The following is a 26697-nucleotide window of genomic DNA, read 5'->3' on the forward strand; positions in this document are numbered from 1 at the left end:
TTTCACTGACACGGTGACAGGCGCACATGCTACTGACACTCTGGAACATCATTGTCCCGGTTCTGTTCTGTGCCGGGCTGGGCTACTTCTGGGCGCGTGCCGGCAAGCCCTTCGACACCCAGATGGTTACCTCATTGGTAACCACCGTCACCACTCCGTGCCTGATCGTTGCCACGCTGGGCAAGACCGACCTGGATATGACTGCGCTGACACAGGTGGCCGGTGTCGCCCTGACAGTGATGTTCCTGACACTGGCTCTGGCAGCATTGGCCATTCGCATCAGCGGCCAACCTTTCCGCATCTTCCTGCCCTCTCTTGCTTTTCCCAACACCGGCAACATGGGCATCCCTCTGTGCATGCTGGCCTTCGGAGACGAGGGCCTGGCGCTGGCTCTCGCCTGGATGATGGTCTACTCGGTGTTTCATTTCTCCATGGGCATGGCCATTGTCAGCGGCAAGGGCTTCTCGTTATCGTTGTTCCGTCACCCGATCCTGTTGTCGGTCTTTCTGGCCGTGGCCATGGTCGGCTTCCAGCTGACTCTGCCGGAATGGCTCTTCAATACGGTCAGCCTGATTGGCGATGTGACCATTCCTCTGATGCTGATCACCCTGGGAGTTTCCCTTTCACAGCTGAAAGTGCATCACGTGGGCAAGGGGGCCGGCTTCGCCGCGCTGCGCCTGCTGATCGGTTTCGCGGTGGGGCTCTTTGTGGTGGAGCTGCTGGATCTGCAAGGCCCGTTGCGCGGAGTGGCCCTGATCGAATCGACCATGCCGGTAGCGGTATTTAATTACCTGCTGGCCAGAGCCTTCAATCACGGTACGGAAGAAGTGGCGGCGATGGTGGTGTTTTCCACGCTGATGGCGTTCTTGATACTGCCGTTTTTGCTGACGCTGGCGTTGTAGAGCAAGCTTCAAGCTTCAAGCTGCAACACGGTCTGTTTCAGAGGTCGGTGCAATGCAGTGCCCGCGTTTAAACGTGGGGCGCGGGCACGGCGTTTCAAAACCCAACCATGTCTGGTCGCGCCTTGTAGCTTGCGGCTTGTAGCTTTCTTTAAGGATTGGACACTCATGATCCACCGACTCACCCAACTCTTCCCCCTCTGGGCTCTGCTGTTTTCCCTGCTGGCGTGGTGGCAGCCGCAGTGGCTGACAGGTGGCAAGCCGGCCATTGTGCCCTTGTTGATGCTGATCATGTTCGGCATGGGACTGTCGCTGAGCTGGGAGGATTTTCGCCAGGCATTGAAACGACCCGGCATTATCGGGCTGGGAGTGTTGATGCAGTATGCGCTGATGCCGCTTATCGCTTTCGTGATCGGGCATCTGTTGCAACTGCCTGCGGAGGTGCTGGCCGGCCTGGTGCTGGTGGGCGCCTGCCCGGGCGGCACTGCGTCCAATGTGATCGCCTACCTGGCCCGCGCCAATGTGGCGCTGTCGGTGGCCATCACCTTTGCCTCCACCCTGGTGGCCGTGATCGCCACCCCGTTACTCACCTGGCTGTATCTTGGAGAACGCATTCCTGTGCCGGTCAGCGGCATGCTGATGTCACTGGTTCAGATCGTGGTGGTGCCTGTAGTCGCAGGTTGCGCATTGAATACCTTGCTGCAGCGCCGGCTTGCCCCCATGCGGGAGTTGTTCCCGCTGATCTCCGTGGCTGCCATCGTGCTGGTGATTGGTATCATCGTGGCCCTGAATGCGTCCCGTATCGGAGAGGCAGGGCTGCTGGTGATCATCGCCGTGGTATTGCACAACGGCCTTGGCCTGTTGAGTGGTTACGGCATCGCCCGGCTGTTACGGCTGGACAAGATCACAGCCCGCACGCTTGCCATTGAAGTGGGCATGCAAAATTCCGGGCTGGGCGTCGCGCTGGCCATCAAGCATTTCACCCCGCTGGCCGCCCTCCCCGGCGCCCTGTTCAGCGTCTGGCACAATCTTTCCGGGTCTCTGCTCGCGACCGTCTGGCAGAAGAAAACAGTGAACAGTGAACAGTGAACAGTGAACAGTGAACAGTGAACAGTGAACAGTGAACAGTGAACAGTGAACAGTGAACAGTGAACAGTGAACAGTGAAGGCTGCCCGAGCAGCATACTCTGTCAAGTATTTGTTTTGCTTTTCCCTTGTCTTTTAAACGCAAAAAGGCCGCGCCCAAAACACGGGCGCGGCCTCATTTCCGGAAGTAACAACAACGCGCTATCGCGCCGCTGTTAACTGTTAACTGAATTAGTCGATAATGCTATCACCACCACCAGCACTGATGTCCTTGAGCAGCATGGTGCCAGCATTGGAACCATCGGATACCCAGGGCTCAAAACCTTCACTGCCATTATCCGCAGCGAACAGATATTTGCTGCCCAGGCCCCGCTTCACGGTCGGCGGCATCTGGTACATGAATGTCAGCGGGTAAGGGTAGGAGTGTGCGCCCGCCATGGTGTCATTGATATCCTTGACCAGGTCCGTTCCCTGCCGGGTGCCATCGGTTTTCCACAGTTCGATACCGAAATCGCTGCCTCCGGTGCCCTCGGTTTGGGCTCTGAAGAATACCGTACCATTAACCTCCACCATGTCCTCAACAGCAGCGAAGGAATAATCTCCACTGCCGCGCAGTGCGAGACCGAGGCCTGCCGGGCCATTCGTGTTATCCACACGCAGAAGATACGGCGGCAGCCCGGCCATCTCCGCGTACATGAATACACCCAATGACGTGCCAACCAGCTTGTTGTGATAGGGACGGCTAGCCTCACTGGTAGTCAGATTTGACACCGTACTGCCGTCATACTCGAAAATATGCAGACCTGCACTCGAGTCCGCCACGAAATACACCTTGCCGTTGCTGGTAACGACATTCTCGGTGATATTCAGCCGGACTGTGCTGCCGCCATTATCAAAGGATATCTCCCTGATATTGCCATTCTGATCCAGCTCGTAAAGACGGGTTTCTGCATCGCTTGCGTTATAACGCCCGGTAAACAGCAAGTTGCCCTGATAGCCCATCCACTCATCATCAATGATCAGTTCCGGGAATTTCGCCAGGCTGCCAGAAGCGATGGCCTGATTTTCCTGCGCAACGATACTCGTGCCCGCCAGGGTACCGTCAGTGAAATACACTTCGCCGTCGTTCTGGTCATAAAAGAAAAGCCCGCCGCTCACCGGAGTCAGGGCAATGGGGTTGGTAGACGCACCCAGCGGTTCCAGGTCAAACAGCTCAGTCCCTGCCTCGCTGCCGTCAGTCACCAGCAGCTCCCTACCCGCGGCACTGGTGAAGATATTGACATACAGCTTGCCTTCCGAGGCCACCATATCACGTGGGAAGGAACTTCCCGCCGGATTAATATCCTTGAGCCGCTGGGTCCCCTCACCCGTGCCGTCGGTAACCCAGAGCTCCTCTTCACCAGAGGCATCCTTGCCAGGGTAATAGATCTTGCCGTTCATTTCCGCCATGTAGTAACCCGCAACAGCAAAGCCTGAGCCGTTGCCATCGGTGATCTTCACCGTACCGGCACTGGTACCGTTGGTTTTCCACAGTTCCATCCCCCCAATAGCCGCCCTCGGCGTGGCGCTACGAGCCACAAAGGCTGCGCCGTCATAGGCCGCGAACACCACAAAGCCGTTGCCGCTATCGCTAACCGTTGTGCCAACGGCAGAGCTGGAACCGCCTCCGCCACAGGCAGAGATCATGGTGGCCAGGCCAATGGCTCCCGCCAGTTTGGCGACTTGCTTGTTCAACATCAGAATTACCCCGATTCATTGCTCACCCAGAGAAGGCGTCATTAGAGCATCGAGGCAGGAGCACCACCTTCACCCTGATGGGTGAATTCACATCCGCAGCACTTACAAGCTGAAATAAACGGGCTAGACTCATGCTTCATTATTGCGACTGACAACCTGATCATGCCGGAAACCCTTCGCCGCGCCGTTACTGAAAACCGCGAACGCATTCTCCAGGAACGCCATAACCTGTTCATGCAGGAAGTGGGGTCGCGCATGGTGCTGTCATTACTGATCGCTGCGGGCTTGCCGTTTTTTTTCCCGGATACCTATGGGGAAATGGCTTTTGCTGTCTGGTTTGCCATGCTGACGCTCATCGCTGGCCAGTCGTTTTTCATCGTCTACTTTTACAACAAGAACAGGCACCGCGAGTCACACCGTACCCGAAAGTGGCATCGCATCAATGTTTATATGGCGCTCATCTGGGCGCTGCTCTGGTCGTCGTTTCCTTTTCTGTTTCTGCCCGACACCGATGCCATCACCATCCTTACCTGCCTGGTAATTCTCACCGTCGCGTCGTCAATTCCCTCGGTGTCCATGGGGGTCTATCCGGATATTTTCATCAGCTTTATCACGCCGGTATTTCTCGCTTATTTTGCCTTCATTCTTCTGCACGTCCCCGAGGCGCCGGGTATCATCAAGGCTATTCCGCTGATCAACCTGCTGTCACTGACCATCTTCAGCATGTTCATCCACAAATCACAGATCAGCACCATCGCACTGCGCATCGAGGCAGAACAGGCAAGTCAGCTGGCCAACAAGGCCAGCCAGAGCAAGACACGTTTTCTTGCCGCGGCCAGTCATGATCTGCGCCAGCCCCTTCAGGCAGCCACCCTGTATGCCGCCATGCTGAAGAGCAGTGATACACCTCAACCGGAAGTGGTTGAGAAACTGGATGCTGCCATTGCCTCTTGCAACGATCTTCTCAACCATCTGTTGCTGTTGTCGCGATTGCAGTCGCAACGCCTGACACCCCAGAAGCGCATCATCAGCCTGGCGGATACCCTGCAACCGGTGGTTGATGAAAACCTGCCAGCAATCCGCAACAAGGGTCTCAAGCTGGTAATGGAAGATATTGAGCCGCATTACGTGTTTGCCGATGCCGTCTTGCTTGCCCGCATCGTGCGCAACCTGATCAGCAATGCCGTCAAGTACACCCGGCAGGGTGAAATTTGCCTGAGTACGGAATCAACCGGTGAAAGTATCCTCCTTCACATCACGGATACCGGCATCGGCATTGATGAGAGCTATCAATCAGAAGTCTTTGAAGAGTTCATGCAGATCGACAATGACCATCGCGCCATCCAGAACGGGCTGGGGCTGGGGCTGGCCATCGTCAGCAGGCTCAGTAGCCTGTGCAATATCCCTGTGGCAATGACATCCACACCAGGGCGAGGAACCCGATTTACCCTGACCCTGCCCGCGGCAGGAGGTGCGCCTGTCCAGCCTGATCCAGACGTTGAAGACATGGATCAGCCATTTGGCAATCTGACCGTGTTACTGATTGATGATGACAAACGCGTCACCGACGCCCTGGCCGGCTTGCTGGAGAGTCTGGGGGCCACGGTCTCCGCTCACCAGAGCCTGAGCCCGGCATTGGCTGCCCTGCGGCAAACCCGCGAAGCACCCTCCCTGATCATCACCGATGAACAGATCGGACCTGACATCAATGCCGCTACCGTGATCAATGCCGTCAGCGAAATGTATGACCAGCCCATTCCCGCACTGGTGATCACCGGCAACACCTCACCCGAGTTTCTGGCACAGCTGCCAGACGATATTGAGGTGCTGTTCAAGCCAGTGGGAGCAGAAGCGCTGACCGCAAAGCTCACAGCATTACTGCAAGAGACTAGATAAGTTTCAGCTTGCGCGCCTTCTCGATACAGGCTGTGCGATTGGCCACCTCGAGCTTTTCGTACAACAGACGCAGGTGGGTCTTGACGGTATTGATGCTGACAAAAAGCTGACGGGCAATTTCCTTGTTGCCATGGCCTTCCTGCAGCATGGCCAGAATGGCAAGCTGCTGCCGAGTCAGCGTCAGCGGCTCTTTGCCTTCCGATCCCGCCAGCATGCGGAAGGACTCCGAGAAGAAAGAACGTCCAGCCATTACCTCACGGATGGCATGCAAAATCTTTTCGACAGGCTCGCTCTTGTCGACAAAGCCATTCACTTTTAGCTGTACAGCCTTGCGCACGGTGGTTTCATCGACAGAACCGGAACAGACCAGAACCCGGGCGTCGCCCATCAACCGCCCCACCAGACTCCACAGCGTAAGACCGTCCAGCTCCGGCATGGCCTGATCGAGTATGACCAGATCAAATCCCGGCAACAGCTGTCGGTTATCCAGCAGCCAATGCGGAAACTCACAGGTGGTCACCGTCGCGTCCGGATAAAAACTTTTCAGTGTAATGGTCAGAGCATCAGCAAAAAGTTGATGGTCGTCGACAATCAGAATGTTCAACGTAACAGCCTTGTCCCCGTCTCGACCGACAGCTTATAAGAGCGGGGCCGCCAGCACCATATGAACATGGTTCATTCTATGGCGCCAAACGCGCCTTCGTCCATTGCCCATCAGCCCCACGCTGATAGCGAAACCTGTCGTGGAGCCGGCTCGGGCGGCCGTGCCAGAACTGGATTTCTTTGGGGATGATCCGGTAACCGCCCCACTGTTCGGGACGCGGTACCGGGGCAGACGGAAATTCCTTTTCCAGACGAGCCACTTCTTCCTCCAGCCATTCACGGCTGGCTGGCTGGCTTTGGGGAGAAATGGCCGCACTCACCTGACTGGCATAGGGCCTGGAGGCGAAATAACTTTCTGACTCTTCCGGATCCACCTTGTGCGCTTCACCGATCACGATCATCTGCCGGTCGAACGGCTGCCAGAACATGGTGAAAGAGACCTTCGGGTTGGCGGCGATTTCCTCGCCCTTGCGGCTGTCGTAGTGGGTAAAGAAAGTAAAGCCGCCCCCTTCAATGCCCTTGAGCAACACGACTCTGGAGGACGGCTGCCCCTCTGCGCTGACAGTGGCCAGGGTCATGGCATTGGGTAGCGGTAATTCCGCCTCAATGGCTTCATCCACCCAGCGGCGCGCCTGCTCAAGCGGGTCGTCATGGAGCGACGCTTCGGTCAAACCCTCGGCATGGTACTCTTCGCGCACGTCTTTCATGGCTTCCTCTTTTTTGCTGCTCATCATGGCGCCGGGCCACACTAGCGGTAATATAAGAAGCGCCAGTATAACGTTGTCACCGTGAAGGAAACGAACCTGGATCAAGACATGCTGGATACGTCTGAAGAGAATCGCCGCCGCCATTCGCTGGATCCGCACCAGCCAGTATGGCTGTTCGGTTACGGCTCACTGATCTACAAGGCCGATTTCCCGTTTCTGGAACGTCATCCAGCCTTCATCACCGGTTGGGCCCGGCGTTTCTGGCAAGGCTCCCATGATCATCGCGGTACGCCGGAGCAACCCGGCCGGGTGGTGACACTGATCCAGAGCCCGGGGCACCGCTGTGATGGCATGGCCTACCAGATTACTCCGGATGTGTTTGAGCATCTTGATCACCGGGAAAAAAATGGCTATCTGCGTTTCCGGCAGACCCTGACCTTTACCGATGGGCATAGCGCTGAAGGGTTGATCTATATTGCCAGTGAAGACAATGCGGCTTTTTTGGGCCCGGCCGATGAAGCCGACATCGCCCGACATATTGCCGGCAGTCATGGCCCCAGTGGCAGCAATCGGGATTACCTTGTGCAACTGGCCGAGGCGTTACGCGCCATGGACGCTCACGATGAGCATGTCTTTACTATCGAACAACACCTTCAGGACATGACACCATGATCCCAATGCCCTGCCCCTGCCGGTCCGGCAAGGATTACAGCCAGTGCTGCCAACCGTTGCATGACGGTCAACCCGCAGCCAGTCCGGAGGCCTTGATGCGCTCACGCTTCAGTGCCTTTGCCATGGGCAAGGCCGATTACCTTCTGCGTAGCTGGCACCCCGGCACTCGGCCCGACAATCTGTCGCTGGATGACAAGGAACACTGGGTAGGCCTTACCATTATCAACGCCAGCGAGGACAGCGATCGTGGCAAGGTGCATTTCCAGGCCGTGAGTCAGGAGCCCCACGGCTTCACCATGCTGGAAGAAATCTCCAATTTTGTCCGCGAAGAGGGGCACTGGTTTTATGTGGATGGCGAGACGTCCGTGTCCGTACTCAAGCCCGGTCGCAATGATCCCTGCCTGTGTGGCAGCGGCAAGAAATTCAAGAAGTGCTGCGCCTGAATGAACGATATCAAGGCAGCCTCATCCCGCTATGCCCTGACCCTGTTCGGGCTGTTCTGGATCTATTGGCTGGCACTGGCCATCGCACCGCTGTATCGCGATGACTGGATGCTGGAAAACGTGCTGGTGATACTCGCCGTTCCTGTTAGCGTGCTTGGCTGGCGTCGCTACCGATTCTCCACCCTGGCCATTACTGCCTACTGGCTGTTCATGCTGCTGCATGTGCTTGGCTCACACTACACCTATGCGGAAGTCCCTTATAACCGCTGGACAGAGCAACTTTTTGGCCACTCCCTGAATGAGATGCTGGGCTGGCAGCGCAACCACTTTGACCGGCTGGTGCATGGTCTGTTTGGTCTACTGTTCATGCCGGCGTTCTGTGAATGGCTGCAACAGGCCACCGGCCTAACGAGACGCTGGCAATACACTGTGGCGATCAGCCTGGTAATGGCCATTTCCGGACTCTATGAAATCATGGAGTGGGTGGCCGTGCTGCTGTTTGGCGGCGATCTGGGGCAGGCCTATCTCGGCACCCAGGGGGACATCTGGGATGCCCAGAAAGACATGGCCCTGGCGGGGCTGGGATCCCTGCTGGGCGCAACCCTGCTGTACGGCCGCGACCGCCTGATGGAAAAAAAATAGGTTACTCACGTATCAGCGGAAAACAGGGCCTTTCCCTGTCTCGACCAGAACCGCTTCGCGTACAGCTCCCACCAAGGGACCCATGCGCACCTGCAGTGGGGAGGTTCCCGGGGTTGCGTGTTGCGTGATGCATGCAGCTTGTTGCAACCGCAGAGCGGCCCCAACCATCAATATTTGCCAAGCCTATACAAACCGCAACTTGGCGTATCGCTTCCACAGGTCTAACGTTGAAAAGAAAACCCCGCGTTACCCTGTCGAGGTGAATCATGGCTTTCGCACATGCCAACTCCGCATCCTGGCACGATGGCAAACGTTACCTGTGGCTGCTTAGCCCTGGCATTCCTGTTCTCGCACTATCACTGCTGCTGATCTACCAATTTGCATGGGACTGGCCCGTGCTGCTGTGGGGCGGCCCCATTCTGGTCTATGTGCTGATTCCCTTCGCAGACTGGGTGATAGGCACTGACACCAACAACCCACCAGAATCCGCCGTTCAGGAACTGGAGGATGACCGCTATTACCGGCTGATTGTCTATGCCTACATCCCCACCCAATATCTGGCTACCGTGCTCGGCGCCTGGATCGTGGCCCAGGGCAGCGCCCCCTGGTGGGGAATCGTCGGTCTCATCCTGAGTGTTGGCGCAGTAAACGGGATCGCCATCAACACGGCTCATGAACTGGGCCACAAGAAGGGGAAACTGGAACGCTGGCTGGCCAAGGTCACCCTGGCGCCCGTGGCCTACGGACATTTCTTTGTGGAACACAACAAGGGCCACCACAAGAATGTGGCCACTCCGGAAGACCCTGCGTCTTCCCGGATGGGGGAAAGCTTCTGGCAGTTTCTGCCACGCACCATGATCGGCAGCCTGAAATCTGCCTGGCACATAGAACAGCAACGCCTGCAGCGTTGTGAGCAGCCGCTGTGGTCACTGAGGAACGAGAATCTGCAGGCCTGGCTGATGACCGTTGCGCTGTTCGTCTTGCTGACCGCCTGGTTCGGCTGGATCGTGCTGCCGTTCCTGCTGCTGCAAGCGTTCTATGGTGCCTCCCTGCTGGAAGTCATCAATTACATGGAGCATTACGGACTGCTGCGGCAAAAGGATGAACGCGGCCGTTATGAACGCTGCCAGCCTCGTCATTCCTGGAACAGCAATCACATCGTCACCAACCTGTTCCTCTATCAGCTGCAGCGTCATTCGGATCATCACGCCAATCCCACCCGACGCTTTCAGGCCCTGCGCCATTTCGATGACAGCCCGCAGTTACCCTCCGGCTATGCCTCCATGCTGATTCCTGCCTACCTGCCGTTTGTGTGGTTCAAGAAAATGGATCCGCTAGTCTACAAACACTTCAAGGGCGACCTGGGCAAAGCCAACCTGCAACCAGAAAAACGCGAGGCGCTGCTGGCAAAATGGCAGGCACCGCCAGTGACCTACCAAAGCGCCGATTCCGAACCCGATGTGGATGAGGTGGCGCTGGCCGCCGCCCGCAAGGCCGAGCAGGAACAGGACCGAAGCCATCAGTTTGAATGCCCCAATTGTGGGTACATTTACGATGAAAGCCGGGGCGATGAGAGTGAGGGTTTTGCGCCGGGCACTCACTGGATAGAGATTCCCGATACCTGGAGCTGCCCGGACTGCGCTGTGCGCGACAAGGTGGATTTCGTCCTCAAGCAGCCATGATGTTTAACGCCTGACGCTGGATGCCTGAAGCCTGACGCATAAGCCTGAACAGCCGCTACATTTAATCAGGAGAGGCTCCAGACATGTCGCCTTTTCGCATTGCCAGCGGCGTCTGGCCGAACCAGCGACGGAAGGTGCGACTGAAATTGGAGGTGTCCTGATAGCCCAGCTGTTCGGCGATCTGATCGATGGGTAGCGCGGTTTCCTGCAACAGCCATAACGCCTGCTCCTTGCGCACCTCATCCAGCAATTGCTGGTAACTACTGCCCTCGCTCTTCAGCTTGCGGATCAATGAACGTGCCGACATGGCAAATCGCTCGGCCATGAGCTCCAGGGTGGGAAACGCGCCGCTCTGATCCAGCAACGCGATACTGACTTGCTGGCTCAGGGGGCCGCCGCGCTGCAGCATGGCCAGCTGATGCTCACAATCCCGAATGGCATTGCGATGGGTCGCAGCATCCGCCGTCAGGCAGGGCATCTCCAGCAGAGTCTCAGGCACTGTAATGGCAAAAGATGGCGCATCGAAGGAAAGCTCACACTCCAGCAGGGCCTCATAGTGTGCACGAACGGCCGCGCCGGAGAAGGGCAATGCCACCGACAGACGCTCACACTGATTCGGCATCACCGCCTGCACCATCTGCACAAAGGTGCCCAGCAAAGCGCCATGAATAAACTCCCGGCAATCGTCCAGATCCACGCTTTCCTCGATTTCCAGCAGCACAGCCCCTGACTCTCGTTTCAAGCGTAGTGATACCCAGCGGATGCGAATGGCAACAAATCGTTCCAGCACTGTCAGCATGTCGCCAAGGGTAGCGGAGGACACCACCGCATAACCCAGGGCTCCATGGGCCGACACCGAGGTGGAGCGACCCAGCGCCAGGCCCTGACCCTGCACACCGGTCAATTCAGTGGCCCGCCGGATCAGCCGGGACAACTGCTCCAGACTGAGATAGCGGTGCTCGTTGACCAGCTCCGACCATTGCAGGCGGGTACCACTGAAAATCTCTGCTTCACTGAACCCCCGCCCCTGCAGCCAGGCACACAGCAGGCGACTGTAGGCAGGATGGATACCGGGTTTCAGTCTTTCAGGGGCCAGAGATTCCATGGGCATCACCACAGACAAAGGGAAGCTCAACGCTAAAACATTCTGTTTAATCTGTCACTATATGACGATTTTTTGCCATCAACGGCGGTGCCGCCGCGGGAAACACGAGCGCATGATCCGTATCAGGACAACAACAAGAGGCAACCCCCATGAGCAAGGCAGGCGTATTTATCGGCCCTTCCGGCGTGGAGTATCGCGACCGCAAACGACCACTGTGGATGGTCTCACTGCTGGTGCCCGGCAGCGTGTTTCTCGGGCCGGTGCTCTATTTCGCCACCGGCGAAGCAATCACCCTGTGGCTGCCGCTGGTGTTTTATTACCTGATCATTCCACTTCTCGACATGCTGATCGGCGAAGACCTCAGTAACCCGCCGGAGGAAGTGGTGCCGCAGCTGGAAGCCGATGCCTACTACCGCTACATGACCTATGCACTGGTACCTATCCTGATTGGTGCCTACCTGTTCGGCATGTGGTTTGTGGGTACTCACGCACTGCCGCTGCATGGCTGGCTGGCCATGGTGCTGCTGACCGGCACTATCTGTGGCGCCGCTGGCATCAACCTGGGCCACGAACTGGGCCACAAGAAAACCGCGCTTGAGCGCTGGCTGGCCAAGATCGTGCTGGCGCCGCTGGGCTATGGCCATTTCCCCATCGAGCACAACAAGGGTCATCACCGGGATGTGGCCACCCCGGAGGATCCTGCGTCCTCACGGATGGGGGAAACCATCTGGGGTTTTGCCCTGCGGGAAATCCCCGGCGCCTTCTTCCGTGCCTGGGAACTGGAAGCCGCGCGGCTGAAAAAGCAGGGCCAACCGGTGTGGTCGCTGCACAATGAGATTCTTCAACCGGCCCTGATGAGCCTGTTGATATGGGGCAGCATCATTGCCCTGTTTGGCTGGCAGATGGTGCCCTTCATTGCCGCCGTCACCCTGTGGTCCTATCTGCAGCTGACGTCCGCCAACTATGTGGAGCACTACGGCCTGCTGCGCCACAAACTGCCTGATGGTCGGTATGAGCGCACCCAGCCCCATCACAGCTGGAACAGCAACCACATGTTCTCCAACTGGGCCTCATTCCACCTGCAGCGTCACTCCGACCACCATGCCCATCCCGCTCGCCGCTATCAGAGCCTGCGCCATTTTGACAACTTGCCCACCCTGCCCAACGGCTACTTCGGCATGTTTCTGATCAGCTATGTGCCGCCCCTGTGGTTCCGGGTCATGGACCGCAAACTGCTGGAGCATGCCGGCAACCGTGCCAGCAATATCAACTTCCACCCGGGCAAGAAAAATCAGCTAATCCAGCGGTACCAGATCCAGCCCTGAGACTGCCACCTGAAGACCACCCCGCTACCGTCGAAAGCGACACCGGGGTGGCATCTCTCGCCTTTTTCACAGCCAGACAGATACATTGCGCTCCTTGTCCGTTAACCTCTTCTACTGAATTGATTCAGCTTCTCAGCACAAGGAGTTCTCATGAGCGATCCCGCCTTTGATGTGGTGGTTTTTGGTGCCACCAGTTTTGTGGGCCAGATTCTCTGCCAATACCTCACCGATACCTACGGGGTAGACGGCGAATTGAAATGGGCGGCGGCAGGTCGCTCCATGGACAAACTGGAACAGGTCAAAGAAACCCTGGGCAGTGCCGCCAGTAAACTGCCGCTGATCACCGCCAACGCCAACGATCCGGCCAGTCTGGATGCGCTGTGTGCACAGACTTCGGTGGTGATCTCCACCGTGGGTCCCTACGCCCTGTACGGCGAGCCGATGATCCGCGCCTGCACCGAAAGCGGCACCGATTACTGCGATCTCACCGGTGAAGCCCAATGGATCGCCGCCATGCTGGAAAAATACGAAGCCACCGCCAAGAAAAATGGCGCGCGCATCGTGCACTGCTGTGGCTTTGATTCCATTCCTTCCGACATGGGCACCTTCTTCCTGCAGCAGCAGGCACAGAAGCAGTTCAAGGCCCCGGCCACCCGGGTGGCCATGCGCGTAAAAGTGGCCAAGGGCGGCGTCTCCGGTGGCACCGTGGCGAGCATGATGAACATTGCCGAGGAAGCCTCAAAAGACCCGGCGCTGCGCAAGAAACTGGCCAATCCCTATCTGCTGTGTCCGCCCAATCATGGCCTCACTGCCCGCCAGCACAGCATCACCATGCCGGAATACGAGGAAGACCTGCAGGCCTGGGCTGCACCGTTCGTGATGGACGCGATCAACAGCCGCATCGTGCACCGCTCCAATGTGCTCAACGATTACAGCAAGGACATGACCTACAACGAAGGCATGCTCACCGGGGATGGTATCGGTGGCCGGCTGAAAGCGCTGGGAATTGGCGTTGGCACCGGCCTGTTCTTCGGCGCGGCAGCTATCTCCCCCACCCGCTGGGCATTGAACAAGTTTGTGGTACCGCAGCCCGGCGAAGGCCCCAGCCCGGAAGCCCAGAAAGCGGGATTCTTTGATGTGCGTCTGGTCGGCCATACCGCCAGTGGCAAGATGATCCAGGTAAAGGTCACCGGCGATGCCGATCCGGGTTACGGCTCGACTTCCAAGATGCTGGCCGAATCCGCCGTGTGCCTGGCAAAGGACATTTCCCCGGAAGCTCCCGGCGGCTTCTGGACCACCGCCAGCCTGCTCGGCGAAGCCCTGCTCAAACGCCTGCAGAACAAGGCCGGGTTGACGTTCGAAGTAGTGTGATTTGACGCCTGACGCCTGACGCCTGACGCCTGACGCCTGACGCCTGACGCCTGACGCCTGACGCCTGACGCCTGACGCCTGACGCCTGACGCCTGACGCAAAAAGGCCCGCCCGTTACCGGGCGGGCCTTTTTGCGTCGGTAAACACTAACTAGTGGCTGCTGTGGGAGCTTGCCTGCAAGCGATCCGAGCCTAAGCGAGGGAATAAGTTCCGAGTTACGAGAAGCGAGTTTCGAAGGGCAAAACCCCCAAACCCCGGAACTGGCTGCCGTTTTTAGGTTTTCGAAACTCGGTACTCGAAACTCGCTTCTGGAATCCTTGCCTCGCTTAGGCTCGGATCGCCTGCAGGCAGGCTCCTACGGCAATTTCGTCAAAGGCCTGGTTTGAATTTCGCGTCAGGCATCCGGCCTCAGGCGTCCAGCGTCCTACTGCTTTTTCATCATCTGATAACGCGCAGAAGTCTCCCAGATCTCATTGGAGTCCGGCAGGAAATAGAACTTGGAGATGTGGTGCTGGTCCTTGATCTTCATGGCCAGGATGTAGGCGCCGACAAACTCCGGCTTGCCAGGGCTGGATTGGATCCGCATGAAATCTTCGCCGTCCTGGGTGCGCACCAGCCCCCAGTCCGCCTGCACCGTGCGACCACCGGCCCAGTTCACGGTTACCGTGCCATCTTTGTCGAATTGGTAGGTACTGCCATCCCGGGAAAATTCGCCGCCCTTGCCTTCGTAATTGTCGTAGCCACCAAACACCGCCGACGGCACTCCGTTAACCGTTACCTTGTGGCCCGAATAATTGAAATCCTCGGCGGCAGCCGACAGAGAGATCCCCAACCCAACCATCAGCATGACAAACCAGCGCATCGCTATCCCCTCTCCGTTATCCATGAAGGCGGATCCTTAGTCCGCAATGGGGTAACGGTAACGAGCCCCGGCAGGACGCACATCCCCCATATGGGGTATTCATGCCAAGGCCGGAGACACATTAACCACAGAGTTCGCCGAGGCCACGCGGTTTTGCCTTTCCTCGGAGCTCGAAGCTCACAGCTTTTTTATTGCAGCTGGTAATCCGTGACCGCCAGCGGTTCGGGGGCGGGCTCGCCCAGGGCATCGGCCACCGAGATCTCGTGGATACGACACAGCGCATCCAATGGCAGATCGTTAGGGTCACGGCCGAAAGGCGTTTCCAGGTGTTCGGACAGCTTGTCGATACCGAAGAAGGTGTAGGCCACGATCGCCACCAGCACCGGGGCGCCCCACCCCAGGCCGCCGATCAGCGCAAAAGGCAACAGGTAGCAATACACATAGGCAGTCCGGTGCACCAGCAAGGTATAGGCAAAGGGCAGCGGCGTGGAGGCAATCCGCTCACAGCCGGCCTGGATGCTGCCAAGCGCGGTCAACCGTTCGTCCAGAATCTTCAGCCCCATGCTGTCCAGCTTGCCCTGACGATACTGCTCACCCAGCAGCTGGCCGGACTGGGCAATGAACGCATCCGCCAGATTGCTTTTTCTGCGGGCATCCGCCAGGGCCGGCGCGCCTACCCAGTAAGCCAGATTCTCCTGCTCTTCCTCGGCACGTAATTGCGTCTTCAGGGCATGGGCAAAGGCCAGCACCCTCATCAATATCGCCCGCCGGACAGGGTCACCGTCACCCAGCAAACTGCCACTGGCCCGGGCCAGGCTACGTATCTCATAGACCATCTGGCCCCACAGCTTGCGCGCCTCCCACCAGCGGTCATAGGCCGCGTTGTTGCGAAAACCGAGCAGGATAGACAGCACAATACCCAGCAGGGTAATCGGCATCACCGACAGGGAGCTGACTTCCATCAGGTGATAGCGGCTCACTGCCGTCACCGCCACCGAAAAGGCGGCGACCGCCAGGATATGCGGCAGAATTTCCGGCAACACAGAACCGCGGATAGCAAACAGGATGGCAATGGCGTTGGGACGATCCCTGACGATCATGAATGTATCAACTCTTCAGCTTGTAACCGGTTTTGAAAATCCAACCCACCAGAGAAATGCAGATGGCCAGGAACAGGGCGGTCATACCGATGCTGACGCCCACATGGACATCCGCCGTGCCGAAGAAGCTGTAACGGAAGCCGCTAATCAGATAGACCACCGGATTGAACAGCGTCACGGTCTGCCAGAACGGTGGCAGCATGTCGATGGAGTAAAAGCTGCCGCCGAGAAAGGTCAACGGGGTGATAATCATCAACGGAATGATCTGCAATTTTTCAAAGGTATCCGCCCAGACACCAATAATAAAACCGAACAGACTGAAGGTGATCGCGGTGAGGAAAAGGAAGGCCAGCATCATGAAAGGATGCTGTACTTCATAATCCACAAAGAATCTGGCCGTAAGCAGAATCAGCAGCCCGAGAATGGACGACTTGGTGGCTGCCGCTCCCACATAGCCGATCACGATTTCCACGTAGGACACCGGCGCCGACAATACCTCGTAGATGGTGCCAGAAAAAGTGGGCATATAAATGCCGAAAGAGGCGTTGGAAATACTCTGCGTCATCAGCGTCAGCATGATCAGACCGGGGATGATAAAGGCGCCATAACTGACACCATCGATCTCCACCATACGCGAACCAATGGCGGAGCCAAACACCACAAAATACAGAGAAGTGGAAATCACCGGCGAGGCAATACTCTGCATCAGGGTGCGCCAGGTCCGCGCCATTTCAAACTTGTAGATGGCTTTTATGGAGTAGAAATTCATCATGCTGCTCCTGTCCGCGCCCGCTCACCATTCTTGACCAGATCCACAAAGATATCCTCCAGCGAACTCTGGCTGGAATGCAGATCCTTGAAATCGATGCCTTCCTGACTGAGCTTGCGCAGCAGTTCGGCAATGCCGGTACTTTCCTGATTGGTATCGTAGGTATAAATCAGAGACCAGCCATCCGCCGCCAGCTCCAGGGATTCGTAATTGAACGAACCAGGCAGACTCTGCAGGGGCTCTGCCAGTTGCACGGTCAGTTGCTTGCGGCCCAGCTGCTCCATCAAGCGCGCCTTTTCATCCACCAGGATGATTTCACCGCGGTTGATAATCCCCACCCGGTCTGCCATCTCTTCGGCTTCTTCGATGTAGTGGGTGGTCAGGATGATGGTGACACCCTGCTCGCGCAGCTCGCGAACCATCTCCCACATCTCCCGGCGCAGCTCCACATCCACACCCGCGGTGGGTTCATCCAGGAACAGGATCTTGGGTTCATGGGACAGCGCCTTGGCGATCATCACCCGGCGTTTCATGCCGCCGGACAGCATCATGATCTTGCTGTCCTTCTTGTCCCACAGGGAAAGATCGCGCAGCACCTTTTCGATATGGGCATCGTTACGCGGCTTGCCGAACAGGCCACGACTGAAGCTCACCGTACCCCATACCGTTTCAAAGGCATCGGTAGACAACTCCTGGGGCACAAGCCCAATGGCGCTACGCGCGGCCCGGAACTCCTTGATGATGTCATGACCATCCGCCAGCACCGTGCCACTGGAGGGATTGACGATGCCACAGATGATGCTGATCAGCGTGGTCTTGCCCGCCCCGTTGGGCCCCAGCAGGGCAAAGATTTCTCCAGCCTGAATATCCAGACTCACCCCCTTAAGGGCCTGGAAGCCGGAGTCGTAGATCTTGTTCAGATCCTTGACGGAAATGACAGCACTCACATGTTTCTCCCTGGTCGAGGGCAATTTACGTATGACGCATGATGCATGAAGCCCGATGCCTGACGCCCAAATTCAAAAGCCAGAACCGATAGCAGACGTCATCACCGCGGACAGAATAACCCCGGGAATAACCTCGGTTTTCTGTTTGTTCCGTCAGGCATCGGGCCTCAGGCGTCCAGCTCATCATTATGTCATGAATTGGCTTCGCCGCGGGGTGAAGCACAGTCTCTTGGCGTATAGGGCAGCACCTGCGGCCGCACCTGTACACCACTGGTATAGATTTGCTGTTGCACGCCCCACCAGCCGCCGAAACGCGCTTCCACAAACCAGCCACGATACCCCTGAGCCGGCGCTTCCAGAGACACCCGGTAGACCCCGTCGTCATCCGGGCTCAGCGCCACCGGGCGCCAGTTGGCGCCGAAAGTTGCCAGGCGGAAATCCCGCGCGTCGGGGTTATCGGCCTGCCACAGCACCATTTCACGGGGCGACTGACTGGGACGCACTTCCAGCACATTGTCTGTGACCCGGGAATCGATCGACGGCGGCGTCTCCCCCGCCAGCACCTGATCCAGCCAGTTGGCCACCTGGGCAAGTCGGGTAAGGCGCGCCATGCCATCGCCCTGGGAATGTCCGGTATTCGGGGTATAACGCAGCCAGTTGTTACCCGCGAGCCACGGGTAATAAAAGCGCCAGCTATCACTGACGAAGTAGGGGTCACCGGAGGCATTGATCACCAGCTTGGGCAGCGTGAGCTGCTCCCGATAGGCCCAGGGATCTACCTGATCGAGCATGGTCTTGCCCGCCTCGCTGCGAATCAGGCAATCAATCCCTTCCGCGCTGAACGCCTTGAGGGCCGGGGTATATTCACCGTAGCTGGCATATTGATGATCAAACTGTCTGCCCAGATTCAGCATGTCGATGGACACCGGCACCAGTGCCCGGATGCGCGGATCATGGGCCGCCACCAGCCAGGCCGTCCAGCCGCGCTTGGATGAGCCCAGCAGGGCAAAATCCTCGATGGCTGCAGGGCCGGATGGTTCGCGGCTGAACGCCTGCACCGCATCCAGAGAGGCGATCACCGCCTTGACCATGGCATTGTGCAACGGCCATTCCCCTGGCGGCTGATCCACTGCCAGCGTCATGGAGCGAGCCAGCAGACGGTCTTCCTTGCGCGACACCGCCTCACCGGCAAACTGCAGCGGCTGGTTGGGCACCTGGCGGATATCCACCACCGGACGACAGAACAGCAGGGCCAGTGCCGTGGCCATGCTGCCCGGTGAGGTCCTCAGGGGATCGGCGGGCCGCTCTCCACCGCTGATCAGCACCAGCGCAGTACGGTCATCGCGCTCTCGCCCCGGGCACGCCGGCGACCAGGGAACCGATACCGTTACCTCATGCTGCCAGAGAGGCTGGTCTACCTCATCGTCTCCCAGCCAGCGCTGGGACGTGACCAGCAGGAAATGGTGATCCGCCAGCCAGCCTTCATCACTGTGATAATGCTGCCAACCGAAATCCGGTTCCGGTTTTTGCAGATATGCCGCCAGCGGCTCAGCCTGTGTCAGCACAGGAAGCAACAACAGCAAGGCGTTCATTAAGATGTCGCGGGCGGGAGTCATATTCATCCATGAACAGGGTAACGGTGGCGGCTGCGACCTTGGTGGCATTCATTTTGCTTCATGTAGCGGGCAGAATGGAAAGCCCCATCGAGATCCGCAGTGATTGGCCATTCAGGAGGCAGTATGAACGACAACACCGTAACCGTAATCCCCGGCGATGGCATTGGCCCGGACATTGTGGATGCCACCGTGCGTGTTCTCAAAGCCCTCGACTGCGGCCTGGAATTTGAATACGCCATTGCCGGCCAGACCGCCCTGGACCAGGGCAAGGAGCTGGTACCGGAAGAAACCCTGGCCACCCTGAGACGCAACCGTCTGGCCCTGAAAGGCCCGATCACTACTCCGGTGGGGGGCGGCTTCACCTCGGTGAACGTGACCCTGCGCAAGACCTTCGACCTGTTTGCCAATGTGCGCCCGGCCCTGTCCATCCCCGGGGTGAAATCCCGCTATGACAACGTGGACATCATCACCATCCGCGAGAACATTGAAGGCATCTACTCCGGATTGGGCCAGACCGTCAGCGACGATGGCGAAACCGCCGAGCTGCGCAGCCGCATCACCCGCACCGAGTCCGAGCGCCTGTTGCGCTTTGCCTATGAAACCGCCATGAAGCAGGGCCGCAAGAAAGTCACCGTGGTACACAAGGCCAACATCATGAAGTCCACTTCCGGCCTGTTTCTGGATGTGGCCCGCAAGGTACGCGAGGACTACCCGGATCTGGAACACGAAGAAATGATCGTGGATGCCACCGCCATGCAGCTGGCCATGAACCCGCACCGCTTCGATGTGATCGTCACCACCAACCTGTTCGGCGACATCCTGTCTGACCTGTGTGCCGGCCTGATCGGCGGCCTGGGCGTAGCACCCGGTGCCAATATCGGCGAGCACGGCGGCCTGTTCGAGGCGGTACACGGCAGCGCCCCGGACATTGCCGGCAAGGGCATCGCCAATCCCACCGCCATCATCCTGGCCGGGGCCATGATGCTCGACTACATGGAACTGCACGACAAGGCACAGTTGTTGCGCGACACCGTGCGCGAGGTCGTCGGCAAGGGCGAAGTGGTCACTCCGGATCTGGGCGGCCGCGCCAGCACAGGCGAGTTCACTGACGAACTGATCCGCCATCTGACCGCCTGAAAAAACAGGTTTACCACAGAGGTCACAGGGCTCACTGAGGAAACCCCTCGTTCAGCAGGCTGTATCGGCTCCCACAGCGTCGTGACATTTTCGCTGGCGGGACATTCAGCCTGCAGAATGAGCTCCGTGCCAGTTCAAGCCCCCCCCCTCCCTGCCATCCCCCGGCCACACCGCACATCGTGACCCACTTCACACTTCTTCCGTGCACCGGTAAGGTATTTGCTATCCCCTGTTTGGGGGATGGGGAAAGGATTGCTGCCCATCATAATGGTCGTCGCCTGGATTCATGGGGGAATCCGGCAACGGCTGGCAGTCAGCAAGGGGATACCATGACAACCATCACGGCCACTGCCGGTGGCGAAGAGGCAACACCATCCACAGACCTTCAGCTTAACGAGCATGAACTGCACGGCTATAACCAGCTGATCAGCACGCTGTATCGTTGCCTGCATGACAGCGCCGGGTTCGCCCCCTTCTTCAGGGCCTTCCAGGCTCACTTCAAGGCCTTGCAAGGCGGCATCCTGGGAGTCACCAGCAACCCGCAACGGCTGTGTTATGGCTGGACCTTCGGTTACCCGGAAGGGTTTGAACAGTGGTATATCAACAGCGACCTGCCGGAAAGGGATGAAGCCATCACCCGCTTCGTGAGCCAGTCACCACGACAATTCGACTCCTTTCTGAAGGGCCAGCAGGACGGCAGCATTCTTGACATGCTGAGTACCGAAAGCCGAGCCTGGGCAGAACAGAGCAACCTGATCGACAGCGCCGGTATGCTGGTGACGCAGACCGAACAGTGTCGCGTCATCTTCATGGCCAACCGCCACCAGCAACATGGCCCCTACAGTGAACGCGAACTGCTGCAGATGAACCTGCTGGCACCGCACATCGAAAACGCGGTCACCCTGCATCTGAAGCTATATCAATCCAGTAATGACAACGAGAACCTGGCACTGGCGTTGAATCACGTGAACAAGGCGCTGGTGGTCTGCAATGCGCTGGGCAAGGTGGCCCAGGCCAACCAGGCCGCCCGGGATATTATCGATCACAGTAGCGCATTGACCCTCTCTGCAGAGGCGGCGCTGACCAGCAATAACCGCAGACTGGCAAGACAGCTGTCCGACGCCATAACCACCAGCATCATGCACTCCCATCAGGGAAAACTGGAACCGGTCACTCTTTTCATCACCGACCAGGACGAGCGCCTTGCGCTGAGTCTGGTTCCCTTGATCGCAGACAACCCTGACAACAACGGGGTGCTGATTGAAGTCTTCAGTTTTGCGGCCAGCAAACAACCTGATCTGGAAAAGATGCAGAGCCTGTTCCACTGCACTCCGGCGGAAGCCTCAGTGGCAGCGGCGCTGATGCAGGGGCTGTCGGCCAATGAAATTGCCGAAGAAAAAGGAGTGTCCGTCCATACGGCGCGCCAGCATATCAAGAGTCTGCTAGCCAAGAACGGCTTCGGCAAACAGACCGAGCTGATTGCCATGCTGGTGAGGGCATTGGGGTAACAAGTGGCCCGGAAGGGACACTGGGCCACCAAGACTGCCTTCCTGGTACAGCGTCAATAACAACAAGCACCATTAACTGAAGTACAAACAAAAGACCCCGGGAATGCCCGGGGTCATTGCATAGCCAAAGCCACTTTTAGTTAGCGGTGAAATCCAGTGTGTAATGACAAACACTTTCTTCACCGGAAAGATTCCACGTCCAGGTTTCCGTTACGTCGATCGATCCGGTGATTTTCGGTGTTTCTCCTGGGTGATAGGTCGCATTCCATTCAAACGTGACCTCTGCCCATTCTGTAATACAGGTATCTCCGCTACAGCCATAGTAAATTTGCTCTTTGGGGTCCGACCCTGAAACTGACAAGGAGAGGTCACTTTTTTCATAGGACCCAGCGCTCTCACCATCAATGGTGAAGTAACCGCCATCGGCATACAAGCGCCAAGTCTCACTGAAGGTTTCCGACTCTCCAATCTGACCATCAACCTTGCATTGCATCGTGGCAATGCTGGTCGGATCATTCACAGGATCCAGCGCATAGGAACGCTGAGCACCATCTGAGGACGACGCCAGGGTTTCCGTAATCGTCAAATTCAAGGTAGTAGTCGGATTGTCCGGCTCCGGATCAATGCCATCCGCAATACCATCATCATCGGAATCGGTATCGAAATCATTCGGATCCAGTGCATTGGGCAGACCATCTCCGTCAATATCATCGTCTATCACATCCCCGATGCCATCGTTATCAAAGTCTTCCTGACCCGGGTTGGGGTGATTGGGTGCATTATCCAGATCATCGATAATGCCATCCTGATCAGAATCTTCTTCGCAGGCATCACCGACGCCATTGCCGTCTGAGTCCGCCTGATTAGCGTTGGCCGTCAGCCGGCAATTGTCGTTGCTATCGGGTACACCATCGCCATCATCATCGCTGTCACATACATCACCCAGCCCATCGCTGTCGGTATCCAGCTGGCCTGCATTCGGGATTGCCGGACAATTATCTTCTGCGTCGATAATTTCATCGTTATCGGCATCAAGATCACAAGCATCACCGACGCCATCGCTGTCTTGATCTGCCTGATTGAAGTTCGGAACTTCCGGGCAATTATCCTCATGATCCAGAATTTCATCGTTATCCATATCCTGGTCGCAGACATCCCCGGCACCATCATCATCTTCATCTGCCTGGTTCGGGTTGGCGATAGAAGGACAATTGTCCGCACTGTCCAGCAAGCCATCCAGATCACTATCGGCTTCAAGCTCCGGGGGTTGCACAGTTTCATCAAGCCCTTCCGGCGGATCGACTTCTACTCCAGTCTGCTCGGTTTCAGCCTCCAGCATGGTTTCCAGGTCACTGATCAGAGTGTCGGTTCCCGGCACGGTCATACCGCCCAAATCCTGATTCAGGTCATCCACCACATTGGTGCCGGAAAAACCGGAAATCGCCACACCTCCGACCTCACCATCAACCAGACCATCACTGACATCTTCAGCAAGCATGGCAATAACAGCATCCGAGGAAGCCGGAGTACTGGTTTTTCCGCCGATACTGGATGCCACCGCCACCAGCGCCTCATTGGCCATGCGATATTTCACTACCGATGAATAATCTGCCTCATCCATTCCTTCGACATACAGAGGCGGGGTTTCAAACAGATTCAGATCACCATCAATGCCAAAACCCAATGCAGTGGCCACTTGCGCCTGTGCTGCAGCCAGTTCGCTGGCAAAGTTTTCCGTGGTGAGTGTTTTGTTAGCCAGCAGCTCTACCACCATGGTGGTCATGGGCGTGGCATAGACGGCTTGATTACCACTTAATTGCGACTCGGTAATGATCGTCTTTAGGGTCTGCATGGCCGCACTGCCATCGTCGGTAGACAGGTCCGTAGTTTCCTCATCAACCGTAATAACCAGTACGAAGGGGGCCTCCACCGGTTTCAGTGTCAGCCCATCAATGGCCGCCTGCAGGTTTGTGCGTGTCTCGCCAACACTCTCGCCCAGCAGATCTGCCGCGGCCACATCAAGGCGATACGCGACAACAGGCGCATTGGCCAGCGGCCCCTTCACTGCAGCTCCGGACATTTCCATGCCCGAACTCGCCCCACCGCTACTGACAACGGGATCGCTGCCACCACCGCCACCACAGGCCGTAATAGCTGCCGCAATACTGATTGCCATGGCAGTCTTTACAAACATGCGCTTTGTATTCATCCCCATTCCTCAACTGAATTTTTATTATGGGCTGAAATTTTATGCAGCCCATTTCCTTCAAAAGAAAAGTAGCCAACACACACTCCTGTCGCATCCCCCATATTGGGGATAAGCGGCCATTAACTTTCCGGGGCATTACTTATTGTCAGGAAGGAAGGTCGCGGGACCGCAAATCAGCCAGCGCTGGAAAGCAGGAAGGGAGTGCGAGGGAGGGCCACCTGCCGCTGCACCGGCAGCGCCCGGACCAGCTTGGTGAGCCGGGCCTGACTGGAGACTTCGGTTTTGATGAAGATGCTCTTGATCTGGCTGCGTACGGTGTGGATGGAAACGTTGCAGCTGACCGCAATGTCCGCGGGTTTTTCGCCCTGGGAAATCAGTGCCGCAATGCGCGCTTCCGCCGGGGTCAGATCCAGCAGCGAGGCCAGCTTGTCCAGATCGATTTCCGTTTCCAGCTCGCCATCGACCAGGTAGATCGCAGCATGGGCCGGCACCGGCATCACGTTGCTGTCCGCGTCCGGATGCAGCGGCATCACCTGCATCAACAACGGCGTGCGGTCATAACGCCAGATCGGCACCACACCTCCGGTGACAGGCGCATGGCCATGACCGCGATCAAATGAGGCACTCAGCAAGCGGTCCAGATTATCCTGGCCGGCCTTGTCCTGCAGACGCAGCTTGCCCGCATGCAGGCGGATGGCGGGCTCCTCACGCAGGGTCTGTCTGGCAGCATCCGAGGCATAGACCACTTCCCCGCGGGCATTCAGCAGCAACAGCGCCCGGAAGCGCCCCTGCTGCTCCAGGAAGTCCTGTTGCTGGTTGCGCTGGTGCATGATCGCTTCCAGTCGCAGCGCCCGACGGATATGCGGCGCCAGCGCGTTGAAGGCATTGGTTTCGTCACGGGTGAAATGTCCCTGACCGCCGGTGCGCTGCATGAACATCTGGATGGTCTGGCCATCATGCTGCCAGACCGTACCACTGGCACCGTGGTGGATATCCAGATGGCGAGCCCAGTCATTGAAGAATTCGGAACAATAGAAGGTTTTCTGGTCGCAGATCCCATCCAGAAAAGAAGAATAGAACTTGCCTGCGGGCAAGGTGGAAAGCCCCGGCCGCCACGGACAGAGATTCACATAGTGATCGACAAATGCCTGGTAGGCGCTGGCATCCGTGTTCACCTGCACGCCATTGAAGACCTGGTCCGCATCCTTGTTCATCACCAGAATACGCGCCGAGCGACTGCCGGACAGGCTGACGATCCGGTTCAGGAATTCCTGCCAGCCAGATGCGTCATACGGTGCGTAGTACAGGGCATCCAGTAAGGATTCCAGCCCCTTGCCAGTGAACATGGTGCAACCTCTGTTTATCAACCCCCGGGCGTATTACCGCCCACAATAACAATATCCATTTCCGCGTTCAGGACTCACACCGGCAGATTCAACACCAGCGCGGTCAATTGTGACTGGGAGTGGGCTCCCGTCTTGCGGTATATATTCTTGATATGGTGACGCACGGTGTGCACCGATAATGCTATATCGCTGGCGATATCGGCAGGGCGGCGCCCCTGGGCAATCAGGCTGGCGATCCTGGATTCCGACTCGGTGAGCCCCAGCCATTGACCAATCACCTCTTCCTCGCTGCTTTCATCCGTGGCATCGCCGACCAGAAACACGGCGACCAGACCATGGGACTGGAACAGTTTTTCATCCCGTGGCTGCACGGTGCTGACCAGCAATCGCACGGACTCCTGCGCGTCCTCCATGACACTGATCATGTCCGTATGTTTGCGCTCAAAACATTGCTGAATCAGGGCATCCAGCTCGGCCTGCTTGCGACGTCCCGACAGGCGCAAGCGGCCTTCATCCAGCCCCACGGCCGTGGTTTGTGACAACTGCCGCTCGGCTTCCACAGAAAGAAACACCACGTTTTTCTGACCATCCAGCAACAGCAGCGCGCCCTGCTTCTGTCGGTGCACCGCGGCCTGACGGTCATGCAGTAGCCGGGAAGACTCTTCCTGGCGCATGGCCCTGGCGATATGGGGCATCAAGGTTGTCATCATCGACGTTTCGTCAGGGGAAAACTCTCCCCGATCCGCCGGGCGCTGTACAATCAGCTCCACCAGCGCGCCATCAATTTCATGGCGGACCGCACACAGGGAAAACTCCGCATCCCCCCGTGAGCCAATATCACAGGCCGCTTGCGGAACACGGCTCTGGTAGCCCGCAATGGGCTGACCGCTTTCCTTGTTCAGCAACAATAGCTGCGCGGTCTCACCACCACTGATCTCACTGATCCGGCCAAGACAATCCTGCCAGCCATTCTTCTGATGCGCCGCAAAGTAGATCGCATCCATGACCTCTGTCAGCTCTTTTTCCCCGAGCACC

Annotated in this window: 23 protein-coding genes; 11 read left to right on the forward strand and 12 right to left on the reverse strand. The window is 57.6% G+C overall.

Annotation, left to right across the window (positions count from 1 at the left end; translation table 11 throughout):
• The first annotated feature begins 26 nt into the window (after positions 1–26).
• The gene (locus tag MWU49_RS10450) at positions 27–902 is read left to right on the forward strand and encodes an AEC family transporter (RefSeq protein ID WP_246971745.1); all 876 of its coding nucleotides are present in this window, start codon (positions 27–29) and stop codon (positions 900–902) included.
• A gap of 165 nt (positions 903–1067) precedes the next feature.
• Positions 1068–1988 (forward strand): bile acid:sodium symporter family protein, encoded by a 921-nt coding sequence (locus MWU49_RS10455; RefSeq protein WP_246971747.1) that lies wholly within the window; start codon positions 1068–1070, stop codon positions 1986–1988.
• A gap of 228 nt (positions 1989–2216) precedes the next feature.
• Here the strand turns inward: MWU49_RS10455 and MWU49_RS10460 are convergent, their stop codons facing one another.
• Positions 2217–3722 carry a hyalin gene (locus MWU49_RS10460; protein ID WP_246971749.1) on the reverse strand — a complete coding sequence of 502 codons (1506 nt, stop codon included), beginning with the start codon at positions 3720–3722 and terminating at the stop codon, positions 2217–2219.
• A 162-nt stretch (positions 3723–3884) separates the two neighbouring features.
• Between MWU49_RS10460 and MWU49_RS10465 the strand changes: the two genes are divergently transcribed.
• The gene (locus MWU49_RS10465; RefSeq protein WP_246971751.1) at positions 3885–5618 is read left to right on the forward strand and encodes an ATP-binding protein; all 1734 of its coding nucleotides are present in this window, start codon (positions 3885–3887) and stop codon (positions 5616–5618) included.
• Here the strand turns inward: MWU49_RS10465 and MWU49_RS10470 are convergent.
• Positions 5611–6222 carry a response regulator transcription factor gene (locus MWU49_RS10470; protein ID WP_246971753.1) on the reverse strand — a complete coding sequence of 204 codons (612 nt, stop codon included), beginning with the start codon at positions 6220–6222 and terminating at the stop codon, positions 5611–5613. The genes MWU49_RS10465 and MWU49_RS10470 overlap by 8 nt on opposite strands.
• 76 nt (positions 6223–6298) lie before the next feature.
• A complete protein-coding gene (gene pdxH, locus MWU49_RS10475) occupies positions 6299–6928 on the reverse strand; it encodes a pyridoxamine 5'-phosphate oxidase (protein ID WP_246972893.1) in 630 nt (209 codons plus the stop codon).
• A gap of 108 nt (positions 6929–7036) precedes the next feature.
• On the opposite strand from pdxH, the gene MWU49_RS10480 reads away from it, so the two are divergent.
• From MWU49_RS10480 to MWU49_RS10495, 4 genes are all read left to right on the forward strand, one after another.
• Entirely contained in the window at positions 7037–7600 is a 564-nt protein-coding gene (locus MWU49_RS10480) for a gamma-glutamylcyclotransferase (protein WP_246971756.1), read from the forward strand.
• Positions 7597–8043: a YchJ family protein gene (locus tag MWU49_RS10485; protein ID WP_246971758.1), complete on the forward strand. Its 447-nt coding sequence runs from the start codon at positions 7597–7599 to the stop codon at positions 8041–8043. Before MWU49_RS10480 ends, MWU49_RS10485 begins: the two co-directional genes overlap by 4 nt.
• On the forward strand, positions 8044–8685 hold the full coding sequence (locus MWU49_RS10490; RefSeq protein WP_246971760.1) for a DUF2238 domain-containing protein: 642 nt from the start codon (positions 8044–8046) through the stop codon (positions 8683–8685).
• Between the two features lie 266 nt (positions 8686–8951).
• Positions 8952–10367, forward strand: a complete 1416-nt coding sequence (locus tag MWU49_RS10495) for a fatty acid desaturase (protein ID WP_348646701.1) — start codon at positions 8952–8954, stop codon at positions 10365–10367.
• Positions 10368–10428: 61 nt separating this feature from the next.
• Here MWU49_RS10495 and MWU49_RS10505 read toward each other — a convergent pair whose 3' ends face one another.
• Positions 10429–11472, reverse strand: coding sequence for an AraC family transcriptional regulator (locus tag MWU49_RS10505; RefSeq protein ID WP_246971762.1), 1044 nt, complete (start codon positions 11470–11472; stop codon positions 10429–10431).
• A 149-nt stretch (positions 11473–11621) separates the two neighbouring features.
• On the opposite strand from MWU49_RS10505, the gene MWU49_RS10510 reads away from it, so the two are divergent.
• Together MWU49_RS10510 and MWU49_RS10515 are read left to right on the forward strand one after the other, a co-directional pair.
• Positions 11622–12797, forward strand: a complete 1176-nt coding sequence (locus tag MWU49_RS10510; RefSeq protein ID WP_246971765.1) for an alkane 1-monooxygenase — start codon at positions 11622–11624, stop codon at positions 12795–12797.
• A 150-nt stretch (positions 12798–12947) separates the two neighbouring features.
• Positions 12948–14168 (forward strand): saccharopine dehydrogenase NADP-binding domain-containing protein, encoded by a 1221-nt coding sequence (locus MWU49_RS10515; RefSeq protein WP_246971767.1) that lies wholly within the window; start codon positions 12948–12950, stop codon positions 14166–14168.
• Between the two features lie 424 nt (positions 14169–14592).
• Here MWU49_RS10515 and MWU49_RS10520 read toward each other — a convergent pair whose 3' ends face one another.
• From MWU49_RS10520 to MWU49_RS10540, 5 genes are all read right to left on the reverse strand, one after another.
• Positions 14593–15054: a hypothetical protein gene (locus MWU49_RS10520; RefSeq protein ID WP_246971769.1), complete on the reverse strand. Its 462-nt coding sequence runs from the start codon at positions 15052–15054 to the stop codon at positions 14593–14595.
• A 164-nt stretch (positions 15055–15218) separates the two neighbouring features.
• Positions 15219–16130, reverse strand: coding sequence for a bestrophin family ion channel (locus MWU49_RS10525; RefSeq protein ID WP_246971771.1), 912 nt, complete (start codon positions 16128–16130; stop codon positions 15219–15221).
• 7 nt (positions 16131–16137) lie between these two features.
• Positions 16138–16899, reverse strand: a complete 762-nt coding sequence (locus MWU49_RS10530; protein WP_246972898.1) for an ABC transporter permease — start codon at positions 16897–16899, stop codon at positions 16138–16140.
• Positions 16899–17846: an ABC transporter ATP-binding protein gene (locus tag MWU49_RS10535; protein ID WP_246971773.1), complete on the reverse strand. Its 948-nt coding sequence runs from the start codon at positions 17844–17846 to the stop codon at positions 16899–16901. The genes MWU49_RS10530 and MWU49_RS10535 overlap by 1 nt, the downstream gene beginning before the upstream one ends.
• A gap of 191 nt (positions 17847–18037) precedes the next feature.
• Positions 18038–19462: a PhoPQ-activated protein PqaA family protein gene (locus MWU49_RS10540; RefSeq protein ID WP_246971775.1), complete on the reverse strand. Its 1425-nt coding sequence runs from the start codon at positions 19460–19462 to the stop codon at positions 18038–18040.
• A 123-nt stretch (positions 19463–19585) separates the two neighbouring features.
• Between MWU49_RS10540 and MWU49_RS10545 the strand changes: the two genes are divergently transcribed.
• Positions 19586–20599: an isocitrate dehydrogenase gene (locus tag MWU49_RS10545; RefSeq protein WP_246971777.1), complete on the forward strand. Its 1014-nt coding sequence runs from the start codon at positions 19586–19588 to the stop codon at positions 20597–20599.
• A 329-nt stretch (positions 20600–20928) separates the two neighbouring features.
• Complete coding sequence (locus tag MWU49_RS10550; protein WP_246971779.1) at positions 20929–22107, forward strand: helix-turn-helix transcriptional regulator; 1179 nt, start codon at positions 20929–20931, stop codon at positions 22105–22107.
• Positions 22108–22243: 136 nt separating this feature from the next.
• On the opposite strand, the gene MWU49_RS10555 is transcribed toward MWU49_RS10550, so the two are convergent.
• The 3 genes from MWU49_RS10555 to MWU49_RS17870 form a co-directional block, all read right to left on the reverse strand.
• Entirely contained in the window at positions 22244–24316 is a 2073-nt protein-coding gene (locus MWU49_RS10555; RefSeq protein ID WP_246971782.1) for a thrombospondin type 3 repeat-containing protein, read from the reverse strand.
• A gap of 173 nt (positions 24317–24489) precedes the next feature.
• The gene (locus MWU49_RS10560) at positions 24490–25662 is read right to left on the reverse strand and encodes a helix-turn-helix transcriptional regulator (protein ID WP_246971784.1); all 1173 of its coding nucleotides are present in this window, start codon (positions 25660–25662) and stop codon (positions 24490–24492) included.
• Positions 25663–25736: 74 nt separating this feature from the next.
• Positions 25737–26696, reverse strand: coding sequence for a helix-turn-helix transcriptional regulator (locus MWU49_RS17870; RefSeq protein WP_246971787.1), 960 nt, complete (start codon positions 26694–26696; stop codon positions 25737–25739).
• Position 26697 lies beyond the last annotated feature (1 nt).

Origin of the sequence: Alcanivorax sp. S6407 (assembly GCF_023016115.1) — a bacterium.
GTDB lineage: Bacteria > Pseudomonadota > Gammaproteobacteria > Pseudomonadales > Alcanivoracaceae > Alcanivorax.

Bases quoted from the DNA above. Each gene is read 5' to 3' on its own strand.
- MWU49_RS10450 (WP_246971745.1), top strand. From the start codon at position 27: ATGCTACTGACACTCTGGAACATCATTGTCCCGGTTCTGTTCTGTGCC.
- MWU49_RS10455 (WP_246971747.1), top strand. From the start codon at position 1,068: ATGATCCACCGACTCACCCAACTCTTCCCCCTCTGGGCTCTGCTGTTT.
- MWU49_RS10460 (WP_246971749.1), bottom strand. From the start codon at position 3,722: ATGTTGAACAAGCAAGTCGCCAAACTGGCGGGAGCCATTGGCCTGGCC.
- MWU49_RS10465 (WP_246971751.1), top strand. From the start codon at position 3,885: ATGCCGGAAACCCTTCGCCGCGCCGTTACTGAAAACCGCGAACGCATT.
- pdxH (WP_246972893.1), bottom strand. From the start codon at position 6,928: ATGAAAGACGTGCGCGAAGAGTACCATGCCGAGGGTTTGACCGAAGCG.
- MWU49_RS10480 (WP_246971756.1), top strand. From the start codon at position 7,037: ATGCTGGATACGTCTGAAGAGAATCGCCGCCGCCATTCGCTGGATCCG.
- MWU49_RS10485 (WP_246971758.1), top strand. From the start codon at position 7,597: ATGATCCCAATGCCCTGCCCCTGCCGGTCCGGCAAGGATTACAGCCAG.
- MWU49_RS10490 (WP_246971760.1), top strand. From the start codon at position 8,044: ATGAACGATATCAAGGCAGCCTCATCCCGCTATGCCCTGACCCTGTTC.
- MWU49_RS10495 (WP_348646701.1), top strand. From the start codon at position 8,952: ATGGCTTTCGCACATGCCAACTCCGCATCCTGGCACGATGGCAAACGT.
- MWU49_RS10505 (WP_246971762.1), bottom strand. From the start codon at position 11,472: ATGGAATCTCTGGCCCCTGAAAGACTGAAACCCGGTATCCATCCTGCC.
- MWU49_RS10510 (WP_246971765.1), top strand. From the start codon at position 11,622: ATGAGCAAGGCAGGCGTATTTATCGGCCCTTCCGGCGTGGAGTATCGC.
- MWU49_RS10515 (WP_246971767.1), top strand. From the start codon at position 12,948: ATGAGCGATCCCGCCTTTGATGTGGTGGTTTTTGGTGCCACCAGTTTT.
- MWU49_RS10520 (WP_246971769.1), bottom strand. From the start codon at position 15,054: ATGGATAACGGAGAGGGGATAGCGATGCGCTGGTTTGTCATGCTGATG.
- MWU49_RS10525 (WP_246971771.1), bottom strand. From the start codon at position 16,130: ATGATCGTCAGGGATCGTCCCAACGCCATTGCCATCCTGTTTGCTATC.
- MWU49_RS10530 (WP_246972898.1), bottom strand. From the start codon at position 16,899: ATGAATTTCTACTCCATAAAAGCCATCTACAAGTTTGAAATGGCGCGG.
- MWU49_RS10540 (WP_246971775.1), bottom strand. From the start codon at position 19,462: ATGACTCCCGCCCGCGACATCTTAATGAACGCCTTGCTGTTGTTGCTT.
- MWU49_RS10545 (WP_246971777.1), top strand. From the start codon at position 19,586: ATGAACGACAACACCGTAACCGTAATCCCCGGCGATGGCATTGGCCCG.
- MWU49_RS10550 (WP_246971779.1), top strand. From the start codon at position 20,929: ATGACAACCATCACGGCCACTGCCGGTGGCGAAGAGGCAACACCATCC.
- MWU49_RS10555 (WP_246971782.1), bottom strand. From the start codon at position 24,316: ATGAATACAAAGCGCATGTTTGTAAAGACTGCCATGGCAATCAGTATT.
- MWU49_RS10560 (WP_246971784.1), bottom strand. From the start codon at position 25,662: ATGTTCACTGGCAAGGGGCTGGAATCCTTACTGGATGCCCTGTACTAC.